Genomic DNA, 26,193 nt, shown 5'->3' on the forward strand with positions numbered 1-26,193 from the left:
CGCAGTCTGCCCACAAGCATCTGCGCCCATATCGAAGAAAGAGATCGGAAAATCCGATGTGTACAAACTTGTCAGATATCGAACCTCAATCCAAGAGTAAATGTACGACCAGGCATCGGGTAACCCAAAACATATTCGTAATTCCGATCAAACAGGTTTTCAACACTGCCTTTCACCGTAACGCTCGAGGTTTTTGAATTTCCGACAGAAATCCTTTTGGCAAGAGACAGATTCGCGACACAGAAACTGCCTTTGGTCACTTCTTTTGCCGGCCAGAAATTCCAGTCCTGCACCTTGGTCTCGCCAAAATAAGCCATGTTGAAATTACCGCTGAAGCCATTGCTGTCATGAACCCTCAAACCGGTCACGAGGTTCCACTCGGGCAGGTATCGGATATCTTCATCGGGCGATCCATCATCGAAACTTGACACATAGTCCAGCATGTAGGTCCCTGATGCGTATGGCTCCATAAAGAACCGTGAACCGGCAATAGTGACAGGGAACACATAGGACATCTCCCCTTCGATACCGGTAATCGTGGCTTCATCCTGGTTTTGCCAGGAAATTTCATCGGGACCGATTTCCACCTGTTGGATAAAATCTTCATACTCGGTCGTGAACAAGGTCAATGAAGACGCGAATCCGTCAATGTTCACCTCCACACCGCCATCGATCGTGTGGCTGGTTTCGGGATCAAGATCAGGGTTGCCGATGTAATGTTTTGTTCCCGACCAGGACGAGACAACATAATCCGCTGCAAGAGATTGTGCATCCGGCACCTGGAACCCTTCACCGTACGAAGCACGCAGCTTGACATTGTCGGAAACATGATACGCAAGACCGAAGCTCTTGACGAAACTGTCCGCTTCCTCTGACGTTTCGGGGTTAGCCTGGTCATGAGTATACTTCACTTCGTAATCGTCGTAGCGCAGCCCGGCGGTAAGCACCAGCTTCTGATCGAAAAGATACCCTTTGGCAAGCGCGAAATATCCCAAATCGTCATATTCCGAATCAAGCGGTTCGTAGGGCGATTGTTCGATATCATAATTCAGCCAGTCAACCCCGGTCGTCACGGTGAAGTTTTTTTCAGCATAGCTGACCTGAGCCTGCGCTCCCTGTTGATCGGTGGTTTTCGAGAAAGGAATACCATCGTCCCAACCACCGGGGTTGCTCCCGAACGGATCATACCAGGTATCCGTGTCTTCACCCACAAAGTACCTGGCCATCCAGGAAAGACGGTCATTGGTGGATTTTCCGGTATAACTGACGTCGAGGGAACGGTTACGGGTCGTTTTGTAGTTATCTCGATCATTCTTGGCCAAATCGCTGGGGTTACCCGCTCTTCCTACCTCGAAATGCGTATAAGTAACACCAATCCGGTTACCTGGATAGAATTCGTACCCGAGATTGACGCTTCCGCGTATCTCGTCTTCGTAACCGGTGTTGAAATACGTTATATCGTCTCCGGTATTGTAATCGTCCATTTCCGCTAACGAGCCGGTTGCGGAAAAATCAAAATCACCAAGGGTCCCGGCTATACCGCCTGTTGTTTTTTTATAGTCGTATGTACCGATTTCCTGCTCCATAAAAAACGAAGGTTTTCCCTCACCTTTTCGCGTAATGACGTTCACGACGCCACCAATGGCGGCCGATCCGTACTGTACGGCTCCCGGGCCTCTGATGATTTCAACTCTTTCGACGTTGTCGGTCATGAGTTTGGCCAGGTTACCTGTCCCCGCTCTTCTGCCATCGATGAGAATGAGAATTTTTCCTCTCAAATCGTTGCCGTGAGCATCGCTTCTGAATCCGCGAATACCAACAGCAGTAGAAGCTCCGGGGTATTTCTGAATGTGACCGATGCTTTGTTCCGCAAGCAGTTCTCCAAGGTCTTGCGCAGGAGACGCTTCAATTTGCTTTCTGGTGATAACCGTCACATTGTTCGTGACGTCCTTTTTCAGCTCCTCGACCCTGCTTGCCGTTACAACAATTTCGTTCTCCTTGTAATTTGGCGTGTTCGACGTTCCGGCAATCTCTTCGGCATCGAGCACGCCTGTTGCAAGCAGTCCTGCTGCGAGAAACAGTAAAAAGCGTTTTTTCTTCATGATCCGTTAGTGTTTAATGCTTGAACAAAGATTAAACACGACAGGAATTATCTGCTGAAAGCAAATGCATCGGGGAAAATCAACCCTCAAAACATGAGACACTGACGTGTAGGAAATCTCCAGTCAACCATAATCCCCTACAGTACATTAAACTGCCATAACCGGATATGATTCACTCCGAAATTTTGTATTCACATAATGAAGCTGAACTGCATTGCCTGACTATAACCCGTAGTCGTGTTTTGCAATAGCGTCGCTGGCAGGTCTCCTGACTTTAACGGACACCGCTGTTACGGCCTTCCCATGGATTTCCTGGCGGAAATCAACATCACAGTGACCATAACAACCCCTGCTTCTGCATCATGAGGCCATGATGCTTGTAACAGAAGTTTCCGTTGTAACAGTTGCGGGTACAGTGTACGAATTTCACGTACTTCCCTATTCTCCGGCTTTCAAACCGGCACCAGCTATCTATGAAAGAACATTGTTACACCATGATAATATTTTTTTTGCTGCCTACAAAAGCAATTATCCGCGCAGCAAGCCTTTTCAGCCAAAAACCCCTCAATGCAATCTTTTGTAATACTTCAGCCGGTGAAAGGGCAGTATTTCGGGATGAAAGATATGAACCAGATCCCTGAGAACAGCATCGGGTTCGCTCATGCCGATTTCCCAGAACATATTCCTGCCGCTGTCGAATGTTGCGGCATTGTTGTTGTAAACGTTACCCTCTTTGACTGAAAAAAAATGAGTATACCGACTGTCGCTATTGATAATGTCAGCTATCGATGTTGCCGTATACAAAGGATTGATCCAATAGTCAGCGACAAGCCCGATTTTCATGGCGTGTTCGAAACTGATCGGATTTTCCTCATAATCCGTGCTTTCCTCGAGAATGTAATTCGCCCCTGCGTCATGAAGCAATCGAACAAACCAAGCGCTCGACCCATGCGTGCTCCAGAAACCTCTTTTACCCTGCCCGACAATGACTCCCGGACGTTTGCCGAAACGTTCTCCAACCTGCCTTTCCAACGTTTCATAACGGAAAGCGGCATCGGCAAAATAAGCATCGGCATCATCTGACTTTCCAAAAAAGGCGCCGAAAAACTTGATCCACTCAAGTACACCGAGAGGATGACCCTCGAGATGCATGCTGCTCAAACCGGGTTTGATCCCCATTGCCTCCAGCTTCTCATGAACATCCGTATCACTGCCTGAAGAGTACACGAAAGCGATATCCGGAGAAAGATTCACCATTGTCTCCATGTTCATCGATCCTGACAAACCGGTTTCGAGTACCTTTCCGGAATCGATCCGTTCGAGGATCGTTTCATTACCTATCCACTCTTTCTTTCCTACGCCGACAATGCTCTCAAATTCACCCAGCAGCCGAAGCATGGTGATATGCAATCCTATACCACAGGTGACCCTCTCGACAGGTGTAGAGACTACGAGAGCCTCAGTGAACCCCTCCGGCACACTCTCTCCCCTTGGAACCAGCAAATAACGATAGGATACCCCCAACTTCGCGCCTGCAGGTTTGACGACATCGATCAGTGTCGACGTACCGACACGTTTGAGCGTGAAACGGCGGGCATAACGGAGAGGGATGTCCTCCGGAACATCGGCCATAGATTGCTGCCCGAAAGGCCTGTTTTCACCCTCAACTGTATTGCAGCAAACCAAAAACAGGAAAATGAAGGACAGTACCATTATCAGCACTGTCCAGGTTCCTTTTCGACTGAAAAACATCGGCTTGACAACCATAGCGTTCAAAAGTTCACGGTGTAGCGAACACCCAGCGATCTACCGGGCATGTTGTAACCGTCTTTCTCCGTATAGTTTTCATCCAGAAAGTTCTTGGCGATCACTGTCACCTTGTTGGTGTCGTTGACCCTGAACGCCACGCTTGCGTCAAAAATCAAGCTTGCCGGGATCTCGATGATCGGATCCTTCAATGTCGGCCTCACCTCATCGTAGTACCCGAACCAGTTCCGTTCAAAACGATCTCCGATGTATCTTGCCGTCAAACGAGCGATAAACAATTTGAAATCATCATACTCGATGCCCACACTTCCCCTGTTCTGTCTGACATAAAGCATCTCTTCCTCTATTTCATCATCCATGGTTTTCGAGGAAAACAGATGCGTGAAGTTGGTGAAAAGACGCAATGAATACCGGTAGTCGTCCCATGCCCCGAAATCATAGGAAACCTCGAACTCGACACCATTCATTTCCGCAGCATTGAGATTGACGAAAGTTTTGTACACCGTATCATCGCCATCCACAGCTGAAACAGTCTGAATAAAATCCTCCCAGTCCGTGCTGAAATAGGTGACATCGGCTCTGAACCCGCCATTTTGGGTCTCGTAGGTCAGTCCTGCATCCCAGGTCACGCTGGTTTCGGGTTTCAGGTCGGGATTTCCACGCGTTTCCATACCATTGCTGTCGACGTAAAAACCGGCTTTTTCATACGGGTTCGGAGCGACAAACGCCCGTCCTATGCTTGCATGAATCTTGCATTCCGGAATAAATCTATACTGGGCGCTAACACTTGGATTGAAGTTGTCATACTCTTCCGAATCCGTATCGATGACTGAAAAAAACGGCGTTTCCTTAAGCTTGTACACTGTCCTATCATAACGTCCCCCGAGATTGGCTATGACTTTCTCATCGAACAGGGAGACACCGATTTCACCGAAAAGACCTAATGAGGAAAGCTGTTGGTTGGGACGATAAGGCGCTTTTTCGGTTTCTGCATCAAGGAAACTTCGAGAGACGACATCGGCCGTGGAATAATCGATCCCCCCGGTAAACCTCTGCTTTGAGAACGCCACCTCGTCCTGCAATTGAAAACCGAGCCATTCCGTCTCACTGGTTGAAGAACGGTAGTTGAAACCATCATCATCTTTTTTGTAGTACACCGATTTCTCTTCAGACCAGTATGGTTTAAACCGAACATTGTGCACTCCCCACTCTCCGGTCATGGTAACGTCGAGAGTCTGACGGTCGACATCTTTTTCCCCGTGCCCGTATACTCCCCAGATCGATCCCGGACTTTTGACGCTGTGAGCCTGATAGATTTCTCCACGTGTATCGACTCGTATCCTGTCGTCGATCTGATAACCAAAGCGAAGATTCCCCGAAAGTGTGGCATACGTCGAGTTTTCCATCGTCCCAATCTCCTGCTCGAGAACTTCAGGATCCGGGTCGGAAATCAACGTATTGGATCCGGCCTTGTAATCGTCATTCTGGTTGAAACTTCTCAGGCCAAGATCAAAATCGAATCTATCGGCAAGAGAACCACCAACACTGACACTTCCATCGAGCGTACTGAAACTGCTGTACCCGATAGACGCGTTACCGGCAATCCTGCCCGTTGATTTCTTCGTGATGAAATTGATGGACCCACCCATCCCCTGTGAACCGTAGAGAGCTGAAGACGGACCTTTGATCACTTCCACCCGCTCAATATTGTTCATATCTATCGTAGCAAGATTCGTCGCCCCGGCCGGCCGGCCGTCAATAAGATAAGTAACGTTCTGATCCAGCCCTGAAAACTTCGGCGAAAACCCACGGATCGACACGCCGGACAGCACACCGGGATATTCGATAACATCTACACCTGAAGTTTTTTTCAACAGGTCTGTTGCATTGACTGGATCCAGAGCTTCGATATCCTTCCCGGTAACGATCTCGACCTTACGGGGGATATTTTTCAGTTTTTCAGTTGAACGGGTAGAGTACACAACGATCTCTCCGGTAGCATAGCCACTCTCTTCAAGCGAAACCTTGAGCACACTGCCGTGCCCGGGCGAAACCTTTCGTGTTTCGTAACCTGTGTAACTGAAAGTAATTTCAGAAGTGTTTTCTGGAACGTCAAGCTTGAATTCCCCCTGGCCATCGGTAACGACCCCTATCCCCGTTCCACTGATATGAACGGATGCTCCGACAAGAGGTTCACCGTCTGACGCATTTGAAACGATTCCGGAAACAACCCGTTTTTCCGCCATGACCTGTATCACGAACGACGTGGAAAGAAAGGAGAAAAAAACCGCTATTCTCAATACTTTAAAAAAACAAGTAAACATCATTATTTAAATACGTTAGATATTAATCTTTTTACACACAACTCTCTGACCGAGCGATCACGTGCGGCCATCTTGCATTAAAAAAACGGACCGGCACGGATCTGGCAGAGACTGGACAGACAGGGCAAAATGCAGGCATGAAAAAAACCGATCATGCCGAATGCCATGACACCGGATGGATGAACAGCGAAAACCGTACGCAAAAGCAAGTACGGTCTTTTTGCTGCCAGCAATTGCAGAACAAAAAGTAATTGTCTCATAGATATCGCTTTCTTCCCGAAGCATTGGTCCATTACGGCAGGTCTTCTGACTTTCCCGGATTTGCAGACCTTCCCGATCCGCCGGGAGCGGATCAGTGGCATTTCCTGCAAATCTTCATTGGCGGCAGTAGTGCCGACACGGGATTACAGCAGCGGGTACTGTTCCGGATTTACACCGGATTCCCTTTTAAGCCGGTCGGCAGAAGCCAACCGGCACCGCAAGGTTTTATTCATTCACGTCATGAAAAGCGCACGAAAAAACGCGCCAATAGATTGTTCAGGAGGGTCCCTCCTTTTTCCCAGACATTTTCCATTCCATTTTCCATTTCTCAACCTCTTTGCTTGTAAACACGTCTACACGTGCCCCCTGAAAATCTTCGGCAACGTCTCCTATACGCTCCTCGAGATCTCCTTCCAGGAGAAGTGCCGCCGAACGAACTGCCTCAAGCAGTTCTTCGTCGGCATTCCAGAGTCCTCTGGCCTCTGCCTCGAGCAACCGCCGGGTTATTTCCTCGAGTGCATAGGGATTTTGTTCCCGCATCCACTCTCTGAGCTCCTCATTACACACATATGTCTCAACCACGCTGTCGAAAACCCAAGGTTCGACTTCCCTGGTGGTCGCACTCCATTTGAACAGGGTATTGATACGGCCTGCAACCCCCTGCGCTCCCTGAAAACCGTGATCTTTCATGGAAGATATCCAGCGATCGTTTAACAGTTTACTTCTCACCGACCTTTCGATTTCTTCCTTGAAATCACGAATGTCAATATCCCGGGGCACAGTGGTATCTGCCCAGTACATTTTCGTCTTTTTGCCGGAAAGCGCGGTAGACGCTGCAGCCATACCGCCGGCATAGGACGCATAACAATCACAGTCGAGCGCGTCGTATTCTGCCGACGTTTGTTTGATGTAAGAAACTTCAACTTTCGAAAGCTGCCTGGCCAAAAGCTCATGAGCCTTCCGGCCAAAGTCCTGCGGCATCGAACCGTATGCGTAACCGGACTGATTGACGTATGCCTCTGCAAGATCATGTTCGTTCTGCCATGCTGACGCATCGAGCGCGAGACCGACTCCCGAGCTGTATGTTCCCGGGGCAGAAGAAAATACCCGAAACATAGCCATACGCTGCATCTCTTTTTCACTCAACAGGTCGGCCGCTTCCCTTTTCAGCTCTTCGAGCTGCTGCCGGGTATGCTTCCTGACCATATTCCGCTCGGCAGGCTCGTCGATCCGACTGACCATAGCAACAGCCTTGTCGAGCAGCGAGATGAAATGAGGTACCATATCCCGGACAATACCGCTGGTCTCGATGGTTGCATCGATACGAGGACGCAGCATTTCGACATTGTCTATCACCAGACGCAATTGGTCAAGATCGACAACAGCCACACCGCTTACCCGTCCGTTCGGCTGACGCACGGGTTCGACTCCCATAAGCCAGAAAATTTGCGACAGCATTTCTCCGTCCGACTTGAAAGCGTCGGAACTCCAGAGGCTCAGTCCGATGCTTTCAGGAAAACGGCCTTCTTCACGATAGAACTTTTCAAGAAGCTGATCGGCCAGCTTCTTGCCGACATACCATGCAGCTTCAGAAGGCATCGACATAATGTCGGCTGCATAGAAATTCCTCCCGGTGGGCAGCACATCCTGTTTCCCGGAAGAAAGTGATCCCGCAAGAGAGGCATCGACATACTCTCCATCGAGTGCCCGAAGGAGAGAACAGGACTCCTGTTCAGCCATCGCAATGGCATCGGCCATATCACGGCACCACTGTTTCAAATGGCCCGGCAGCTCAGCGACCAAACCCCCAACTTCTGCGGAACCGTTTTCGACGCTCACTATCGCTTGAACGATTCCAGCCGCCCGGTCAAACACCTCACCATCTTTGGCGGGATGCATGGCGGCAAGCTCTGCTACGGAAGGCAAGCTGCTTCCTGAACGGTCAAGAGCGGACGTCACCATCGCCGATATTGAAGAAATGCCGGGTTTTCGCCCGAAAACATGCATGCCATCGGGCACCATCGAGCGACGTATCCTCGTGATCTGTCGGGAAAACCGCTCTATACTCTCTTCCAGCTTTTCTGCACCGTCATACTCGTCAAGAAACTTCAGCTTCACGGCCACCTCTTCGATGGACTTCAGGAGCGACTGTTGTCTTACACGATCGTTTCCGTCACCAGCGCGCCTGTATTCCGTGAACAGATCCTCGAACTGCAGAAGATCCCCGGACATTTCAGCCGGACGATAGGCCGGTGTGAGATGATCGATAATTACCGCACGACCTCGCCTTTTGGCAACCATTCCTTCACCCGGTACATCCATGACATAGGGATAAAAATTAGGCAGATCGCCCAGTGAAATGTCACCAAAACAACGATCCGACAAAACCGCCCGCTTCCCTGGAAGATATTCCAACGCACCGCTGGCACCGAAATGGATGACTGCATCGGTGTGACGCTGGATATAGAAATAGGTCGCCAACCAGTGGTAGGGTGGCGCTATTTCAGGATCGTGAAGAATCCTGCACACTTCACCATCGCACCTGGAACCGTAACATCCTCTCTTTGGCTGCGTCATGACAAGGATGTTGCCGAACCGGAGCCCGGTAATCAGCAAAGCTTCCTTTCCGCTCTTCTTCCATACCATGCCCTGACCGGGAAATGCTCCCCAGTCGGCCTCGACTTTCTGGCGAACGAAGCTGTCGAGCGTACCGAAAAAAGCCCCGTACTCATCATGGTCCATGGCATGCAGGACACCTCCTTTCTTTACTATCTCATCAACCGTCGTCCATCGAAACTCACTCAAAGCCTTGCGCTCCTGGATCATATCGAGGAGTTCCTTTCCTGTTCCTGGTATCTCACCAACCTCATAACCCGTCTCCTGCATCCGATGCAGTAACAGGATGAGACTCTCGAACGTATCGAGTCCCACCGCCATACCGACAGTATTTTCGACCCCCTTGCAAGGGTTGTTGTGCAAAACGATAGCAATACGTTTTTCTTTGTTCGATTTCCGACGTAACGCAGCCCACCTCCTGACACGACGCGCAACCATGTCAATTCGCTCCATGATCGGGACAGAGGTTACGAGCGCCGCCGGTTCACCTGATTTACGAATGGACCCGGACACCATGATCGGGTCGATGACACCGAACATTTCCGGCTGAACAAGAGAATGCGTCAGGCTCATGGCGCTCAGGCCCACCGGATCCTCCAGCCACGCTTCAGGGGAGAGTGTATAATGACGCAGAAGCTGTACGACGGGAACGTTTATCTCCCGCAACAGGGAACGTTCTTCGATGGAAGCGAACAACCTCCCCATCAGGAAATTCAGAATAACATCGGGCCGTATATCCGGTTCGCTGAAATACCGGTACCATGGATACCTGGTCTCCGGCTCTCTCCTTGTTTCGGAAATTGTGTCGCTGAACACGCAAAGCGCGAGAACTCCTCGCCCCTCGAGCCCTGCAATGAGTGCATCGATATCGGCACAACTGCCTTCGGCAACATGGCTGTAATGCATGATGATGGCGGCAACCGGAAAGTTCTCATCCCATGATCTCCGGCTCTGCAGCCACTCCTTGTAGTCCTTTACCTCATAAAAAACACGTGGAGCATCCGGATGATATATCCCGTGAGACACGACGGGTAGGCATGGGTCATGATCGATACCCATTATCCGTTTCAGCCCATTGAGAAAATTCTCTTTCGACAGAACAGCAAAGTACTCACGGATTTCTCCCAGTTCGGGATCGGTGAACGTGGAAAAATCTTTCGGCAACCGTGGATTCAGCCCGACCCTCACCTTGACGGAACTCACAATACCGTACAAATCCTCAAAACCGGGCATATCCCCCGATATATCGGTCACGATGATATCGATTTCTCCGTTCCGGATGCGCATACACAACTCATCCTGTGATCCGTACCCGAAAACCGTAAGCGTAACTCCATGCCGCTTTAAAGGGTCGGCAAGCCGATACCAGATAGCCGAGCTGTGAACGTTGTTGAAAAATGCTATCGTTGTCATGTTACGACTCCAGATTACTCGTTTTGTTTTTCAACATCGACCCGACATCCATCACGATATCCTGCAAGGGCTGACGCCGTATGCGGTGTGGCAGAGCAAACATGGCTGCTTTGTCGATATCATCCCTACCGACCTCTGTCCTTCCATCGTAAGCTGCAAGGGTTTTGGCGGTTTTCATGATTATGATATCACCTCTGTGACCGTCGACCCCGACTTCGAGACAATAGTTTGCAATTGCAAGAAGATTTTCCCGGCTGACACTTACGGAGGGATAAAGCCTTCTGGCCATGTCGATCTTTTCGACAAGCTTTTCCGACTCGTCAGCCCATCGACGGCAAAATGCTTCCGGATTCTCCTCGAAAAGAAAGCGTCGCTCCATCACCATGACTCTCTCTTCAGCATCGCGGATGCCGTCGATCTGCACGCAAAGCCCGAATCGGTCGAGCAGTTGAGGCCGTAGTTCACCCTCTTCGGGATTCATTGTCCCCACGAGCGTGAAACGTGACGGATGGGCAAAAGAAACTCCCTCACGCTCGATAGTGTTGACCCCCATTGCCGCTGAATCCAGCAGCACATCGACCACATGGTCGTCGAGCAGATTGACTTCATCGACATAGAGAATTCCCCTGTGAGCCGAAGCAAGCAAACCGGGTTCAATTCGTTTTTCACCGGCTTTCAGAGCATGCTCGAGATCGAGCGTCCCGACAACACGATCCTCGGTCGCTCCGACAGGCAGTTCCACAACCCTGACTTTGCGCTTTTCAACCGACAGGCGCTCCCTCTCTTCAGACAAAACTTCTCCCGAAACCTCGAAGCACTCCTTGATGATATCGGAATCTTCATCGGGTGAAAGATTGAAGGGAATACCACCGACAACGTCGATTTCCGGCAGAATATCGGCAAGTGCACGCACTGCAGTGGATTTCGCCGTTCCCTTTTCTCCACGGATCAGCACTCCTGAAAGCGTCGGATTGATACTATTGAGTACAAGAGCCAGCTTCATCTGCTCCTGGCCGACGATTGCTGTAAATGGATAGGTATACTGTTTTTTCATGATGTGGCGTCTTTTACAATGTTTAAAAGTGTATCGGCCTGCAGATCGTCGATTTTGAAGTATTCGGCCTGAAGCATCACGGCAAACTTACGGGCGAGACCGAAATTCACCAGACCAGGCTCCTCCGTATCGACCACGAGAAAACGAATACGCTCTTCAGCTGCGATCTTTTTCGAAAGTTCATAGGCTTCTTCAAGCGGCTTGCGTTCCCCGAGAGCCTTGTTCGCTTTTCCATCGGTCACGAGAATAACCATAGGGCGGGCTTCAGGCTCTTTCATGAGATGGTTGTGAGCTATCTCGTACCCTTTCACCAGGCCGGCTGAAAAAGGCGTCCGTCCCCCGACCGGCATCTCTCTGAGCAGTTTTGCCGCCAGCTCGACCGACGAGGTCACCGGCAGGTTCACCACAGCCTCGTTTTTACGAAACGAAACCATCGCGAGTTTATCGCGTTTCTGATAAGCGTCGATCAAAAGTGACATGATGGCCCCTTTCGAAGCCGCCATTCGACCTCTGGCCCCCATCGATCCGCTTGCGTCGACGACGAAAATCAGCAAATTTCCAAGACGTTTCTCCCTGATTTTTTCCCTGATATCCTGTTCATGCAGGACCACGGCCATCCCGTTGTGATTTTCCCGCTCCCTCTGGAAAGGAGCTGCTGCACGAAGTGTTGCATCGAGAGCGATGTCGTTGTTTCCGCGCCTCATGGTGCTTTTGGTATAGCGCCCCTGCTTCTGTGAAACCCTGGAACGGGATCGTTTACCGGAACCTCTGCGCACAACCCGGTCTTTTGGAGAGCTGATCGAACGGACCTTGAAAGATGAGCCTATATCGAAAACCTGTTCGGAAATCGATGCATCACCGTGACTCTCTTCGGTTTCGTCCTCCCGGGAATCTGATTGCCGCTCACGTTTTCCCTCGTTTTTCTCACTTTCGTTTTCCGGACTCCTTTCATCGGAACGCGACTCCTCACCGGTCTCCTGAAACTGTTCCGGCTCCGAAGACGAAGACTGCTCATCCCGCTCTTCGGGGTTCCTGTTTTTTTGACTCTCACTTTCCGGCTGACTCTCCGGCTCCTCCGGGGGAGGGGGTGGCTGAGCATCCCTTCTGCGATGGGCGAGCGCAAGCGAAGCAACGTCAGTGATATCATCCACTTCAACGACGATCCTCCCCTTGTAAGCGGCGTTAGCCCTTGCTGCCTGCTCGATCACAAGGTCGGCACGATGTCCTGCAACATTGTTCTCCCTGCAAAGCTCGGAAATGAACCGCCTCAGATGTTCAGGCATCCTGACTGCCGACAGAAGCTCACGTGCCGCCCGAACCTTCCCGGCAATTCGGTCGTTTTCCTTCCGGTAAAAGGCAATGAAGCCCTTGCGGTTCTCGTCGAACTGTTCTCTGCGAAGCATCAGCTCCACACGTTCTGCCGCATCGTTTTCGGCAGTAACCTCGACGCAGAGACCGAAGCGGTCCAGAAGCTGCGGGCGAAGTTCCCCTTCTTCAGGATTCATGGTGCCGACAAGCAGAAAGGATGCCGGATGAGAAAAAGAGATTCCTTCGCGTTCGACTCGATTCTCGCCGGACGAAGCAGCATCGAGCACGATATCGACGATGTGATCGTCCAGCAGATTGACCTCGTCAACGTAGAGAATACCCTTATCCGCTTTTGCAAGAAGACCCGGCTGGAAAACCCTGCACCCTTCTCGCATGGTGCATTGAAAATCGATACCTCCTGCCACCATGTCTTCCGTTGCATTAAGCGGCAGTGTAACGACCAAGGAACGATTCTCGCCGCCGGGGGCACCCGATATCTTCTCCTGCAGCAGTTCACCAAGTGCACGTACTGTCGTCGATTTGGCTGTTCCCTTTTCACCACGCACGACAACGCCACCGACACGGGGATTGACCGCGTTGAGCAGCAGCGCATGCTTGAGATGTTCCTGACCTATGACCGCAGCGAATGGGTAAAGCAAAGTATGCATAGCGTTTAAAAAGTATAGTTCATGCCGACAACAAACTCTCTGGGTGGCGCATCGTAGCCATCGACATAGAGGTAACGCTCGTCGAGAAGATTGTCTATATCGCAATAAAATGTCAGTTTATCCAAGGAATAGTCAGCTCTTGCATCGACCACCGTATACCCTGGAATCGTCGAAGTGTTACCGGCATTGGTATACACCTTTCCGGTAAACTTGGCCGTCGTTCTGAATGAAAAACCTGTAAACGGTTGTATAACGACTTCCATCAAAACGGTATGAAAAGGCTTTGCCGGCAACCAGTAACCTGTCTCTTCATTGAGCGCGTGCAGGTAACTGTAGGATGGGCTCACCTCGACAATGTCCGAGAGTGCCCATGTGACCGAAACCTCGGCGCCTTGATAGGTAACCTGCCCGAAATTCTCGTAACGTCCTGTATTGTCGGGTTTGCGCACATAGGTTATTCTATCGGTGATATCGCGATGAAACACCGATGCATCGATTGACAGGGAAGAATCGGGCATCACCGAAAAGGACAGCGCATAATTCATCGCCCTTTCCATCTGGAGATCAGGATTTGGCCTGGTGACGGAAGATTCGTAAAAACGCTGCCTGAAAGTCGGCAGGTTACTCGAACGGCTTGCAGAGAGTTCGAAAGAAAAGCTATCACGGGAATACCCGGCCTTTACCTCCGGATTCAAGGTATTGGAGAAGTTGGAATAGTAATTGGTGCGGATACCCATGAAAAATGACCAGGGAGTTGCATCTTTGTATAACGTTTTTGAAAGGAAAAACCAGGCCTGTTCTTCATCGGTGGTCGTGAACCTGTTCCCCGACGCCCGACGCCACTCATAACCTGCACCACTTTCGACCCTGCCGAAAAACGGAAGCGCAAAAGGTGCTTGTAATGACTGGCCTGCCTTGACGACCTCAAGAGAAGCATACAGATCCTTGTCAGGGTCTTCACTCACCGTCCGTGATGTGGAATAGTAAGTCCTCCCTGTCATATCTCCGTATCGTTGCCCGAACAACCATGACCAGTCATCGTAATTCTTTCTCGAGTTCGGAGTCCGTTTTTCCGGGTAACCTCTCAGGCCCTTTTTTTCATCATTGTACTCCCCTGAAAGGAACAGTGAAATATTGTGTGATGCGCGGTAATCAATCCTTGTTCCCAAACGGCGTCTGGTCTTGTCGCCATTGACGGTAAAACCGTCATAGGACTCATAGCCGCTCGTAAGACTTGCCGAAACGTTGTTTTTCCGCCCCGACAGGTTGAGCGACGCGTTTTTCTGGCCATTGTCACCCCAATATCCTCCGACCGTACCGCCAAGACGTTGAGCACTCTTTGTGGTGATTACGATAACACCACCTCCGGTATTGTCCCCATAGGCCGTACCGCCACCACCCTTTATCACTTCGATTTTTTTGATGGTATCGAGAGAAATCATGGACCATTTCACCGAACCGGAAAAGGATGTGGGATCATTGATGCTACGGCCATCGAGAAACACTTTGACATTGCCCGAACCACGGATGGAGACCGATGTCTCCCCTGCTTTGATTCCCGGAATACGATTGAGGACCTCGCTGATTTTCAGGACTTGCATCGCACGTATCTCATCGGCGGTGATCACCAGCTTCTCATCCTTCTGATCCGCCAACAGCAACTGAGGAAGAACAACCTGCAACCAAACTAAAATCCCTGCGACAAGCAATAGCTGCAACTGCCTCACTCGTTGATCTCCTCTATCTCTCCTTCGGTTTCAAGATACTCTTCCTGCAGACGCTGCTTCATCTCTTCGGAAGCGTTCCACATACCGCGGCCGATCGCCTCGAGCAGCTTGTCGAGAATATTTTGTCGGGCATAGGGATTGACTTCCTGCATCCACCGTTTCATCTCCTCATCGAGCACGTACCTGCCGGCAACACGTTCGTACATCCAGTCCTCGACCACTTCCGCAGTCGCATCCCAGCCAAGAATGACATCCATCATCTTGGAAATGTCCCCGGCACCTTTGTAGCCATGACGTTTCAACCCATCGAGCCATTTCGGGTTGAGCAGACGGGAGCGGAAAATGTGCTTGGCCTCTTCGAATGTCGAACGCACCTTGACTCGTTCGGGGTCGGAACTGTCGCCGACAAGCGCGAAAGGCAACGCGCCCCGCTCCTGCTTCGCCGCAGTGATCAGTCCACCGTAGTAGTTGTAGTAATCTGTACAGGAAAACATGTCATACTCACGGGAATCTTCGTTTTTGACGGTCGCATCGAGCCTGGAAAGCACTTTCCTGAAAGTCGCAGGCTTCTGTTTTCCATACGATCCCCGACCATATGCATGGGATGAGTAGCGGACATAGTTATCGGCAAGATCAGCCTGCGTTTCCCAGTTTTTCGATTCGATCAACTCTTCGACTCCCGCTCCGTAGGTTCCGGGAGGACATCCGAAAACCCTGAATGTCGCTTCGCGCATGGCTTCGTCTTCGTTCATTCCGTCTTTGCGGTAACTTTCGGCATCGGAAAGAACGTTTCGCCGCAACATATTGATTTCAGGCGGTTCGTTGAGAGCTGCAACCATCTTGACTGCATCGTCTATCCGGTCGACAAGCAGTGGAAAAGCATCACGGAAAAACCCGGAAATCCTGGGAACGATGTCGAGCCTTGGCCATTTGAGCTCACTGGAAGGGATGATTTCGAGTCCCTCGACATAACCGCTCCCTTTTTTCCAGACCGGCTTGACGCCCATCAGGTAAAATATCTCTGCAAGGTCATCCCCCCCTGAACGCATGGTCGCTCCACCGAAAAGAATGACGCCTATGCTCCTCGGATAGTCACCCTTTTCCTCCAGGTAACGCTCGACAAGCGCATCGCCGAGACTCATACCGACCTTCCATGCCGCCGGTGTGGGAATTTTCTGGGGGTCGATGGAATAAAAATTACGACCGGTAGGCAGGATATCGGCCTGTCCCCGTGTCGGAGCGCCGGAAGGTCCCGGTTCGACAAATCTTCCGTCAAATCCCTTGAAGGCCGAATCGATTTCGTCACTCACTTTTCTGATCCGTGGTACGAGGTCCGAACAGATATAGCGCAGGCATTTCATCACGTCATCGCTCGTCACCTCCGGCATTACCTTGCGGATGGATATGAGACAATCTTCCGCGTAGTCGTGACGAGAGAGCATCCGAACCAGTTCGAGAGCAGTATCGTGAGCCTCTCGAATCACCTGGCCGCCAGTCTTGGCGGTCACGCCGAAGACCGGACACCCCTTGTTCTCTATCAGTTCATCGATATCATACCCCCGTGCCCGGAGAATCGATTCACGTAACGAAGGAGCCTCACCCTGTTCGAGCCGGGTCATTTGTACAACCAGCTCCACGAGTCTTTCTCCTTCAGGACAAAGCCCGAGAGTATGCAGGCCATCCGAAATCATCGTGTCGGCGATATCGTCAAGATAACGGTGCAGATGCTCGAGAAACCCGTCGAAGTCAGCCATTGCCCCTTCCCTGCCGAACCCTGTGTCCTTGTCAAGGTCAGCCTCGACCAGTGCATCCCAGATCATTGGCATCAGAACTTCGAGCTTTCCCGGATCACTGCTGCGCGCAGCAGCATAATCTTTGAGCAGATTGTCAAGCGACGCCATCTCCTCATACAGATCCGCATTGGTGAAAACTGGTGTCAGGTGATCGACGATACAGCAGTACGACCGCCGTTTGGCTTGCGTCCCCTCGCTGGGATCGTTAATGATATAGGGGTAAATGTTGGGAAGGTCCATGATAGCCAGATCCGGAAAACACTCGCCTGAAAGTCCGAGCGCCTTGCCCGGCAACCATTCGAGAGACCCGTGCTTGCCGACATGCATCACCGCATCGGCCCTGAAGATTTCACGCAGCCAGCGATAGTACGCCAGATAATGATGCGGCGGTGGAATATCCGGATCATGAACAAGTTGATCCTGACGCTCGAGCTTACCCCTTGGAGGCTGTATGGTGATAAAAACATTGCCGTTTACCGTTCCGGGAAAAAGCAATGAATTGCCGTCAACGAACAGATCGCCGGGCACATTTCCCCAGTTTTCCTCCATTTTCTCTCTCACATTCACCGGTAAAGCCTCGTGCCATGGCCGGTATTCATCCGGCCCTGCCGTTGCTTCGGTCTTTTCCGCCATTCTGTCAGGGGTCAGCCACCGCCGGTCACAGGTCATACCCTCGAGCAGTTCCCGAGCGAGATCGTCTCCTTTTTCATACTGCCGGTCGATTTTGTACCCTTCGCTCGCCATCCGTTCGAGCAGCAGCTTGACGCTCTCGAAGCTGTCGAGACCGACAGCACACCCGATTCGGTCATTACGGGGAGGATAATGATGGAAAATCACGGCGATGCGCTTTTCAGCATTGGGCTTGTGACGCAACGCCGCCCACCTGAACGCGATGGAAACAAGTTTTCGAACCCTTTCCTCGACCGGCATGATCCTGACAAGCTCTGCACCGGTCAAGGTATCCGTACCGACGTTTTCTCTCGTTGCGAACGGCACGGTAACCAATGCGCCATCGAACTCGGGCTGTGCTGCGGAAAACGAAACCTCCATTGTCCCGAGCCCCTGCAGGCTCGCTTTCCACTGCTCATAGGGCTGAAATGTCATGAGAGCCTGCAGGAACGGTACGTCCAGCCCGGGCAGAATATCGTCGTAATCCTTCGAATTGAGCGTAAGTGAAAAGAGGAGCGGATTGATGAGCACATCGATCCTGCTTCTTCCATTGTGATCCTTGAAAAAGGCGTCCGCAACGTAGTCCGATCCCCTGTTGCCCCGTATCGCATCTTTGTAACGCAGATGAAAGACCGCGATAACGTTGGCCCCTTGACGCTCGATCTCTCTGATCAGATAGTCGAATGCGGCCAGGTCGCCGTCGATGAAATAACTTTGGTAAAACCACACGCCGACGGTTGGCTTCGCGGGATCGACGTGCTTTTCAAGATAACCGTCGATATCGTCGAACGCCGGAAAATCAGGATGGTAGATCCCTTGGTGCGGCATTCTTCGGGGAGCCTCGACCGGGATATCGGCAGAAAAGAGGATATTGTGAAGATACCGTAACATATTCCTGAAATTTTCCATCCCTCCGTTCATGAGATAACGGCTGACGGCATCCCCTTTTTCAGTTCCGAACAACTCACTGTGCTCATGTGCCAATTCAAGAGCTTCTTCATCCCCGCCTGCTGAATGAATGAACAGAAGCGGGGCTTTCCGGCCTTCACTTTTTCGCAGCCGGTAAGCTTCGAGAAAATCGTCGAACGGAGGAAACGACGCTTTTCCGCCCATGAGCCGAACGATAAGCACGTCCGACTCGACCGCTTGGCGCACAAACTCCGCAGCCTGAGCCGGCGTCGACAATTGGGAACGAAGACGAGCCTTCACGCTCACCGATCCACCATCGTCGATATAACGGCGCACACCTGCGCTCAAAGACGGAATCTCCGATGGACTGGTACTGAAATAACACAAGGTAAAATGCTTCATACCGCTATGTCTCCCTGTTGAACACAGTATTGAAAAATCGTACGATACAACTCACAGATCAGTTCTCTGCCGACATCTCCGTTATAGAGAAGGCGTGTAGGACATTCACCGGGACACCTGCCTTCGAGAGGACAATCCGTGCATGCTTCGGAAAAAAGAGTGCTTTCCGACAACGCAGGATATGCCGACGAAGGGGCATCGACCGTTCCGAGAAACAGGGCCGGATCACCGACAGCCTGAGTGCAGGGATAGAGCTTCCCATCAGGAGTCACGGCAAGACTCGCACCGGAACATGCGGAGCAGTAGGCGCGACTCGAGCCCTGACGCCATGAACGAAGAACAAGCGCTCTCTCCCGAAATTCCAGCGGCCGTTCGCGCCGCCGGTTGAACAGGTCGAGTGTTTCGAGTAAACGGAATGTCTCTGCAGCGAGAACCTGCTTTCGAGGCAAATGACATCTTTTTTCAGCTGCAGCACCTTTCTGCACCAGAAGATCGAGCCCGAAACCGCATGCCGATGAAAAAGGATACAGCGCCATCAGAAGCCCTCTGAGTTCCCTGACATTCCGGTCTGCCAGCACCGCCGTTACCCTGAACGGGATACGCTCTTCTTCGAGCATTGTCAGCGCACGGTAGGTCTCCCGGCTTCCACCGCGTAACACCTCCTGCACGTACGGCGACCCGTCGATGCTGATACCGATTCCTGTTCCGTAACGCTTCAGCTCTCTTGCCGTCTCTCTGTCGAGCAGTACACCATTGGTCTGCAGTGCCGTCGTAGCCGGCAAACGTTCACGTTGAATCTGTTCGAGAATCGTAAAGACCTGTTCGGCGGCAAGCAACGGTTCCCCTCCTGTAATCTGTACATGAAAAGCCCGGCCTGATGCCGCAGCCATATGGAGAGCCTTCATCGCCGTATCGAGATGCATCACCTTCCCTGCATGAGTTTCTCCTTCGTAACAGTAGGCACAGGAAAGGTTGCAGGCTGTCGTCACCATGAGCATCAGATATGAAGGGGGATTTGCAATCATGATCTCTCTTTCCGGGTGAAAAACCTTTCTCCCAACGACTGTTTCTGACGATGGATTTTATCGACCCACTCCTCTTTCGAACGGAAAGAAAATTCAAAAACTGTCGTATCCGGCGCGATCCTTTCAAACAGTCCGGCAATCGACGCATGGCTGAACGCATCATGCTCATCGATCCGGCGCACATGACGCACAGCAACCGTAAACCGCTCCCAGAAGGTCTCCGCACCATCGAACGGCTCGTGCATCTCCATGCTTGCACGAACATAGTCACCCGACAGGCTCTTGCAGAGGTGTACCGCCTTTACAAGGTCACGATAGCTGCCGAGACGATCGACTTCACCGAGCAGATACGCCACCGCCTCCTTTTCGTTCACGAGTAAGCGATTCTTGTTGAGAATATGGCCGGTATCGAGCACCAGACCCGGCTTGGAGTACTCGAGGCGATCGAACAACCGGTCGATTTCCCGCACGCTGTCGAGCCGGAAATTGCCCGGCCACCAGAGATTTTCGAACAGAATCCAGCCATCATACGCTGTATCACGTACTACCTCGTTGATCACATCGGCAGACAGATCGACCATCTCCTCCCAACTCCATGGCGGATTCCAGTTGAAAATGTAGTCGAGCTCGTAATGGACAGGATGAAAAACCACATAAGGGCAGTTGAAACGCCTTGCAAGCTCGAGCTGTTTACGGTAACAGGCGACGATCGTCTCCCGGCTGGTCCCACCATAGTACATCTCGATGTTCCTCTCGTTGTCGAACATCGCCAGGAGTTGCCGCCTGTCGTTGTACCATATCTGTTTGAGCATCACGAAAAAACGCAGGTGAATGCCACCGATGATCTCTCCGGGGATTGAATCGTACTCGTAATCACCTACCGGATAGAGCTCATAACCGTCGAAATCTGTCTCATCGAGCAGAGAAACAGCATGCTCCCAACGCTCACCGGCAATGGAAAGATCGTTTGCATGAGTGCTGATATTGAGTAAGAAACGCATGGCCCATTACTTCACTGGTTCGGTAAAAACATCGTTTACCGCAACCGGGAAAGCATGAAAACAGCGTGCATGCTGATCGAATCGGCAAGAACATTCAGACCTGTCGATAGAAAAGACAACAGGCTGTGGACAGAGAATATCCCTACACCTGTTTCGCGGAAGAGTAATGCACAACATATTGAGATCGATTGCTTTAACCCGAAGCGATAAACATCACGGCAGGTCTTCTGACTCTCCTGAATCTGCCGCCTTCCCGATCCGGGAGCCCGGTTCAGTGGCATCTTGGCAGATCAATATCTCCGGCATGAAGCCGGTACAGGATTACAGCAGCGGGTACTGTTCCGGATTTCCACCGGATTCCCTTTTAAGCCGGTTGGCAGAAGCCAGCCGACACCGTAGTGTTTGTATATACTGTAAAACCCGCTGAAATACAAATTCCCGACTCTTTCGTTTTTTATCAGCCCTCTCTTCTATGGACACCCCTAAAAAGTGCCATGAGCGGTTCGAGAGCAAGGCTGATGGAGCGTAGCGATCGGGGCGTGCAATACGTTTTTAGAGGTGCCTATAGGGATGATGTGTTCCCGACAAATAGTACAGCAACTTTGCAACGCCGTATTTTTTCATTATAATCCATCACTTTTCTGGAATGTTCTTTCTCAACCGGTGCCTGTGGCGACAAGCCATGGGGTAAAAGGGAATCGTGTGAAAATCACGAACTGTTCCCGCAACTGTCATTACTGGAGCTGATCTCATCAGCTCATCTGCGTGAGTCTGCGTCACTGCGTCAACCTTATCGTCCATCCCGGACGGCGTGGGAAGGCACAGCCTCGATAATGTTTTTCAGTGAGAGTCAGGAAACCTGCCGGTTGATTATTGCCAGAGTTAACAGGCAAAACACTGTTGTTTACGAAAACAAGCAGCGATTTTCCTGCGGCTCAAACGGCTACGGGACCATAGCCCGGCAATAAGCCGATACCCCGGAATGAAATTCAGTTCGACCTGTTTCAGCATCTATCAATGCAGTCTGGTGATCCGCATAGTAAGCCACCGGTACGTCATGTCGTGCTTAAACGACCATTTTGCAGAACTCCTGCTGAAACGGTGAAGAACATGCTTTCATCGAAAACAGTAACTTTTACCTGACGAAACCATGCAGCACCCATCATTGACGAAAGGGCTTCTGAAAACTTTTTTCGCATTGCTTCTTCTCCCCTCTTCCGCATTTTCCGGGGAAAACGCTTCCGGAGAAATTACCGTACCGGAGATCGTGATTACCGCCACGAAAACAGAGGAAACTCCGTTTTCACTCCCTGTATCCATAGAAACCGTCTCCTCCTCCGATATCGAACGTGAGGTCGCTGAAAACAGCTCAGAACTTATCGAAAAGGTACCGGGAGTCAGCATCGAAGGCAGCGGAATGTGGGAAGCCGCCCCCGTGATCAGGGGTTTTAGCGGTACCAGGACGCTCGTGCTGATAGATGGAGATCGCGAAAACAATCTCTGGGCGGGGCGCGATCCACTCACACCGTTTATCGGTGTTGCAGATATCGAGCGAATCGAAATACTCAAGGGCCCTTCTTCGGTGCTCTATGGAAGTGATGCTCTTGGTGGTGTCATAAACTTCATCACGAAAAAACCTGATTTCGCACTGAACGATGGCTGGAGTTTTGCACCGGAAGCATCAGGCACTTACAGTTCGGTCGACGAAGGCTGGCAAGGAAACGTGGCACTTGGCGGAGGAGGTAACGGTTTCGATTTCCGCATCGATGCTTCAAGCCGGGACCATGGTGACTATACGGATGGAAATGGCAACAAGATCGCAAACAGCCAGTTCGAGGCCATGAGTCTGGGAGCTCAGGGCCGCTATATGATCGATGATCAGCACGAAGTGTCACTTTCATATCGCCATACCGGCATCGTTGACAAGGGAGTCCCCCAGAAAAATAACGCGCCATGGTCTCACTTCACCAAATTTGACACCGATACCTGGAAAGCAGCGTATACAGCCCGGCAACTCGGAGCCATTGAGGAACTGCTCCTGAAAGGTTGGCTTGTCGACCAGGAACGTGTATATGACGGCAGAATAAACAGTTCGACGCAACCGATGTATACTCTCAAGAACAACCGGATCGACACCGGAGCAAAAGGAGCATCGCTACAGCTCACCTTTGCACCTACACGGCAAAACACGCTTGTTACCGGGCTCGACTATGTGCACGAAAACGCGGAATCCGCTGAAAAACAGATCAAGAAAAAAACTTCGAACGGGAAAACCGCAAAAGAAATCACCTTCCCACCCGTCTCCGACGCCCATCGCGATCATATCGGTTTTTTCGCCCAGGATAAACATGTTTTCCATAACGGTTCCGTCCTGATGGGCGGTCTCCGCTACGACTATTTCAGCGCCGATGCAGAGGACGCACGTTTCAGGACAGTAGTGTATGAACCTGACGGACAGACCGTCAAAAAAGTGGTGGAAGAAGTGAACGTTTTCAAAGAAAAGAGCGATCAGGCGCTTACAGCCTCACTCGGCTATGTACATCCGTTGAACAAAACGGTGAACCTGACAGCAAACATCGCGACCGGATTCCGCTCGCCTGACATGTTCGAACGCTTCTCCACAAGAGGAGGCAGTTACATCATTCTCGGCGATCCCGATCTCGATGCGGAATACTCCTGGAATATCGATTCGGGTATTAAAATCAAATCAGAAACCCTTACCGGTTCATTCTCCATCTTTTATTCCTGGGTCGAGAACTATATCGACCTTAAGAGCAACCCGGATGTCACCTTCAACGGTATGGAAACAAAAACCTACGTCAACGTTCCGGAAGCCGAAGTGTACGGCTTCGACGGCGGTGTCACCTGGAGGCCAGCCGAACATCTTTCCCTGTTTGGCAACATAGCGTCGGTGATCGGTGAAAATACAACTGACGGCCAGAGGCTCAACACCATCCCGCCGCTCAACGGACTGGTCGGCTTCCGCTGGGAAGACTCGATCAACAGCACCTCGAACTGGTGGATAGAGCTGAACAGCGAAATCTTCGACAATCAGGAAAATCCGGCTCCGAATGAAAAGGCAACACCCGGGTATGCGGTTTTCAACGTAAGAAGCGGCATCCGATTCAACCGGAACATCGCCCTCTCCGTGGCAGTCGACAACATCTTTGACAGAGCTTACCGCAGCCATCTCAATTATGCGGATTTTCTTTATGAACCGGGAATCAACCTGAAAACATCCCTCAAGGTCACACTCTAATAACAACATGATACAGTCTCAAAAGCCGGACACCTGATGAAGAAACAGGAAAAAAACAGTTTCGAATCCTTTTCCGCATGATGAAACAAAGTCTTATCCTCCTCTCATGCACCCTTTTGCTCCTTCTCGAGGCCATGGTTTCCCTCTGGATAGGGCGCTATCCGGTTTCCCCGGATCAGCTTTTCTCATTCCTTATCGACCGCCAGAGCACAGATCCCCACCTGCATGCCGTACTGTTTCACATCAGGCTGCCGAGAATCATCGGAGCTGTAGCTGTCGGCGGAGCCCTTTCTCTTGCCGGTGCGGCCTATCAGGGCATGTTCCGCAACCCGATGGTCAGCCCGGATATTCTCGGTGTCAGTTCAGGAGCGGGATTCGGTGCCGCTCTGGCTATCCTGCTCTCACTGCCCGCGATAGCGGTTCAGGCATCGGCGTTTGCCGGAGGCGCTATCGCAGTTTTTCTGGCGGTCTGGGTCAGCAGAAGCATCGGCAAAAATCACAATGCAATTCTTGTGCTTGTTCTCTCCGGCATCGTCATTTCGGCACTGTTCACGGCGCTGATCTCGCTCGTCAAGTATTCAGCCGATCCCGAAAACAGGCTGCCGGCCATCACGTTCTGGCTGATGGGCAGTCTGGCTGATATCCGCATGCAGGAACTCCCCTATGTTCTTGCGCTCGTAACGGCCGGCAGCCTGCCGATACTTCTTTCGGGTTGGCGCCTGAACGTGCTCTCGTTCGGCGAAGACGAAGCCAGGGCACTGGGTATCCACACAGATCGTCTGCGTATGATCATCATCGGTTCCGCCACGCTCGTAACGGCAAGCGTCATAGCGCTCAGCGGACTCGTAGGCTGGATAGGCCTGGTCATCCCTCACGTTGCAAGAATGATTACAGGTCCCGATCACCGTATCCAGCTACCACTCTCCTTTCTTTCCGGAGGTATCGCACTGCTCTTTTTCGACAACCTCGCCCGGTCACTCCTCGCTGTTGAAATCCCTATCGGAATCATCACCGCCCTTGCAGGAGCGCCGTTCTTTATCATTTTACTGAAGATCATCTCCCGCGAAACATGGTAGATCAAAAGAAACTGCGGCTACATATACGGGATACCAGCCTCGGCTACCGGCTCCGGAAGCCTTTGCTAAAAAGCATCAACCTCTCCATTTCATCGGACGAAACATTCTGCATCCTGGGACAAAACGGTACGGGCAAAACCACGTTCTTCAAGTCACTCCTAGGCATACTCCCCCCCTTGTCGGGCTCCATCACACTGAATGGAAAACCTCTCGGCAGTTTCAGCAGAAAAGAGCTCGCCAAGCTCATCGCTTATGTTCCCCAGGCGCACCATACCCCTTTTCCTTACAAGGTCAACGATGTCATTCTTTTCGGCCGGACCGCACATATGAACTTTTTCGGAAGCCCCGGCAGAAAAGATCTCCTCGTTGTAGACAGCATCCTCGACATGCTCGAGATCAGCCACCTGGCCGATTGTATCTATACCGAACTGAGCGGAGGAGAACGCCAGATGGTGGTTATCGCTCGTGCACTTGCACAGGAAGCGGGCCTGCTTATTCTCGATGAACCGGCATCCAATCTTGATTACGGCAACCAGGCGCGTCTCTTGAAAAAAATACGTGCACTTGCAGAAGCGAAAACCGGAATTCTGATGACGACGCACCAGCCAGACCAGGCGTTTCTTCTCGATGCAAAAGTACTGATGCTCTCCAACGGTTCTGTTCTCCATTACGATGATGCTTCGGAAGCTTTGCAGCCGGACATTCTCAAAAAGATCTATGGTGTGAACGTAGAAGTGATCGAAGCCGGCACACCCGGCAAGAATCCGTTGAAGGTCTGCAGACCGCTTATCGACAGCTGAATAATAAAACAAGATGACC

13 protein-coding genes and 4 riboswitches are annotated in these 26,193 nt (G+C 51.3%); of the genes, 3 read left to right on the forward strand and 10 right to left on the reverse strand.

All coding sequences use genetic code 11. The annotated features are described in order from the left end of the window. Positions 1–71: 71 nt before the first annotated feature. The 10 genes from QZ209_RS01430 to QZ209_RS01475 form a co-directional block, all read right to left on the reverse strand. The gene (locus QZ209_RS01430) at positions 72–2,102 is read right to left on the reverse strand and encodes a TonB-dependent receptor (protein WP_294343839.1); all 2,031 of its coding nucleotides are present in this window, start codon (positions 2,100–2,102) and stop codon (positions 72–74) included. Positions 2,103–2,342: 240 nt separating this feature from the next. After that, positions 2,343–2,585, reverse strand: a riboswitch (cobalamin riboswitch). An 81-nt stretch (positions 2,586–2,666) separates the two neighbouring features. After that, positions 2,667–3,869: an ABC transporter substrate-binding protein gene (locus QZ209_RS01435; protein WP_294344147.1), complete on the reverse strand. Its 1,203-nt coding sequence runs from the start codon at positions 3,867–3,869 to the stop codon at positions 2,667–2,669. A 5-nt stretch (positions 3,870–3,874) separates the two neighbouring features. Further along, complete coding sequence (locus QZ209_RS01440; RefSeq protein ID WP_294343841.1) at positions 3,875–6,115, reverse strand: TonB-dependent receptor; 2,241 nt, start codon at positions 6,113–6,115, stop codon at positions 3,875–3,877. Between the two features lie 356 nt (positions 6,116–6,471). Further along, positions 6,472–6,689, reverse strand: a riboswitch (cobalamin riboswitch). A 41-nt stretch (positions 6,690–6,730) separates the two neighbouring features. Continuing rightward, positions 6,731–10,483, reverse strand: a complete 3,753-nt coding sequence (locus QZ209_RS01445) for a cobaltochelatase subunit CobN (protein WP_294343842.1) — start codon at positions 10,481–10,483, stop codon at positions 6,731–6,733. A 1-nt stretch (position 10,484) separates the two neighbouring features. Beyond that, on the reverse strand, positions 10,485–11,537 hold the full coding sequence (locus tag QZ209_RS01450) for an ATP-binding protein (protein WP_294343843.1): 1,053 nt from the start codon (positions 11,535–11,537) through the stop codon (positions 10,485–10,487). After that, complete coding sequence (locus tag QZ209_RS01455) at positions 11,534–13,513, reverse strand: magnesium chelatase subunit D family protein (RefSeq protein WP_294343845.1); 1,980 nt, start codon at positions 13,511–13,513, stop codon at positions 11,534–11,536. Before QZ209_RS01455 ends, QZ209_RS01450 begins: the two co-directional genes overlap by 4 nt. A 5-nt stretch (positions 13,514–13,518) precedes the next feature. Continuing rightward, on the reverse strand, positions 13,519–15,240 hold the full coding sequence (locus QZ209_RS01460) for a TonB-dependent receptor (protein WP_294343849.1): 1,722 nt from the start codon (positions 15,238–15,240) through the stop codon (positions 13,519–13,521). Beyond that, complete coding sequence (gene cobN, locus QZ209_RS01465; RefSeq protein ID WP_294343851.1) at positions 15,237–19,013, reverse strand: cobaltochelatase subunit CobN; 3,777 nt, start codon at positions 19,011–19,013, stop codon at positions 15,237–15,239. The genes QZ209_RS01460 and cobN overlap by 4 nt, the downstream gene beginning before the upstream one ends. Then, a complete protein-coding gene (locus tag QZ209_RS01470; RefSeq protein ID WP_294343854.1) occupies positions 19,010–20,038 on the reverse strand; it encodes a radical SAM protein in 1,029 nt (342 codons plus the stop codon). Before QZ209_RS01470 ends, cobN begins: the two co-directional genes overlap by 4 nt. Beyond that, positions 20,035–21,039 carry a TIM barrel protein gene (locus tag QZ209_RS01475; RefSeq protein ID WP_294343857.1) on the reverse strand — a complete coding sequence of 335 codons (1,005 nt, stop codon included), beginning with the start codon at positions 21,037–21,039 and terminating at the stop codon, positions 20,035–20,037. Before QZ209_RS01475 ends, QZ209_RS01470 begins: the two co-directional genes overlap by 4 nt. Positions 21,040–21,238: 199 nt before the next feature. Next, positions 21,239–21,452: riboswitch (cobalamin riboswitch) on the reverse strand. Between the two features lie 231 nt (positions 21,453–21,683). Continuing rightward, positions 21,684–21,921, forward strand: a riboswitch (cobalamin riboswitch). A 268-nt stretch (positions 21,922–22,189) separates the two neighbouring features. On the opposite strand from QZ209_RS01475, the gene QZ209_RS01480 reads away from it, so the two are divergent. From QZ209_RS01480 to QZ209_RS01490, 3 genes are all read left to right on the forward strand, one after another. Next, positions 22,190–24,298 (forward strand): TonB-dependent receptor, encoded by a 2,109-nt coding sequence (locus tag QZ209_RS01480; protein WP_294343860.1) that lies wholly within the window; start codon positions 22,190–22,192, stop codon positions 24,296–24,298. Between the two features lie 77 nt (positions 24,299–24,375). Beyond that, positions 24,376–25,374 (forward strand): iron ABC transporter permease, encoded by a 999-nt coding sequence (locus tag QZ209_RS01485; protein WP_294343863.1) that lies wholly within the window; start codon positions 24,376–24,378, stop codon positions 25,372–25,374. Continuing rightward, positions 25,368–26,174, forward strand: a complete 807-nt coding sequence (locus QZ209_RS01490) for an ABC transporter ATP-binding protein (RefSeq protein WP_265370501.1) — start codon at positions 25,368–25,370, stop codon at positions 26,172–26,174. Before QZ209_RS01485 ends, QZ209_RS01490 begins: the two co-directional genes overlap by 7 nt. The last annotated feature ends 19 nt before the right edge of the window (positions 26,175–26,193 follow it).

The organism is Prosthecochloris sp., assembly GCA_015482705.2.
GTDB lineage: Bacteria > Bacteroidota > Chlorobiia > Chlorobiales > Chlorobiaceae > Prosthecochloris.

What these genes read in the sequence shown, in the direction of transcription:
- QZ209_RS01430 (WP_294343839.1), bottom strand. Translation starts at nt 2,102, where the DNA reads ATGAAGAAAAAACGCTTTTTACTGTTTCTCGCAGCAGGACTGCTTGCA.
- QZ209_RS01435 (WP_294344147.1), bottom strand. Translation starts at nt 3,869, where the DNA reads ATGGTTGTCAAGCCGATGTTTTTCAGTCGAAAAGGAACCTGGACAGTG.
- QZ209_RS01440 (WP_294343841.1), bottom strand. Translation starts at nt 6,115, where the DNA reads ATGGCGGAAAAACGGGTTGTTTCCGGAATCGTTTCAAATGCGTCAGAC.
- QZ209_RS01445 (WP_294343842.1), bottom strand. Translation starts at nt 10,483, where the DNA reads ATGACAACGATAGCATTTTTCAACAACGTTCACAGCTCGGCTATCTGG.
- QZ209_RS01450 (WP_294343843.1), bottom strand. Translation starts at nt 11,537, where the DNA reads ATGAAAAAACAGTATACCTATCCATTTACAGCAATCGTCGGCCAGGAG.
- QZ209_RS01455 (WP_294343845.1), bottom strand. Translation starts at nt 13,513, where the DNA reads ATGCATACTTTGCTTTACCCATTCGCTGCGGTCATAGGTCAGGAACAT.
- cobN (WP_294343851.1), bottom strand. Translation starts at nt 19,013, where the DNA reads ATGAAGCATTTTACCTTGTGTTATTTCAGTACCAGTCCATCGGAGATT.
- QZ209_RS01470 (WP_294343854.1), bottom strand. Translation starts at nt 20,038, where the DNA reads ATGATTGCAAATCCCCCTTCATATCTGATGCTCATGGTGACGACAGCC.
- QZ209_RS01475 (WP_294343857.1), bottom strand. Translation starts at nt 21,039, where the DNA reads ATGCGTTTCTTACTCAATATCAGCACTCATGCAAACGATCTTTCCATT.
- QZ209_RS01480 (WP_294343860.1), top strand. Translation starts at nt 22,190, where the DNA reads ATGCAGCACCCATCATTGACGAAAGGGCTTCTGAAAACTTTTTTCGCA.
- QZ209_RS01485 (WP_294343863.1), top strand. Translation starts at nt 24,376, where the DNA reads ATGATGAAACAAAGTCTTATCCTCCTCTCATGCACCCTTTTGCTCCTT.
- QZ209_RS01490 (WP_265370501.1), top strand. Translation starts at nt 25,368, where the DNA reads ATGGTAGATCAAAAGAAACTGCGGCTACATATACGGGATACCAGCCTC.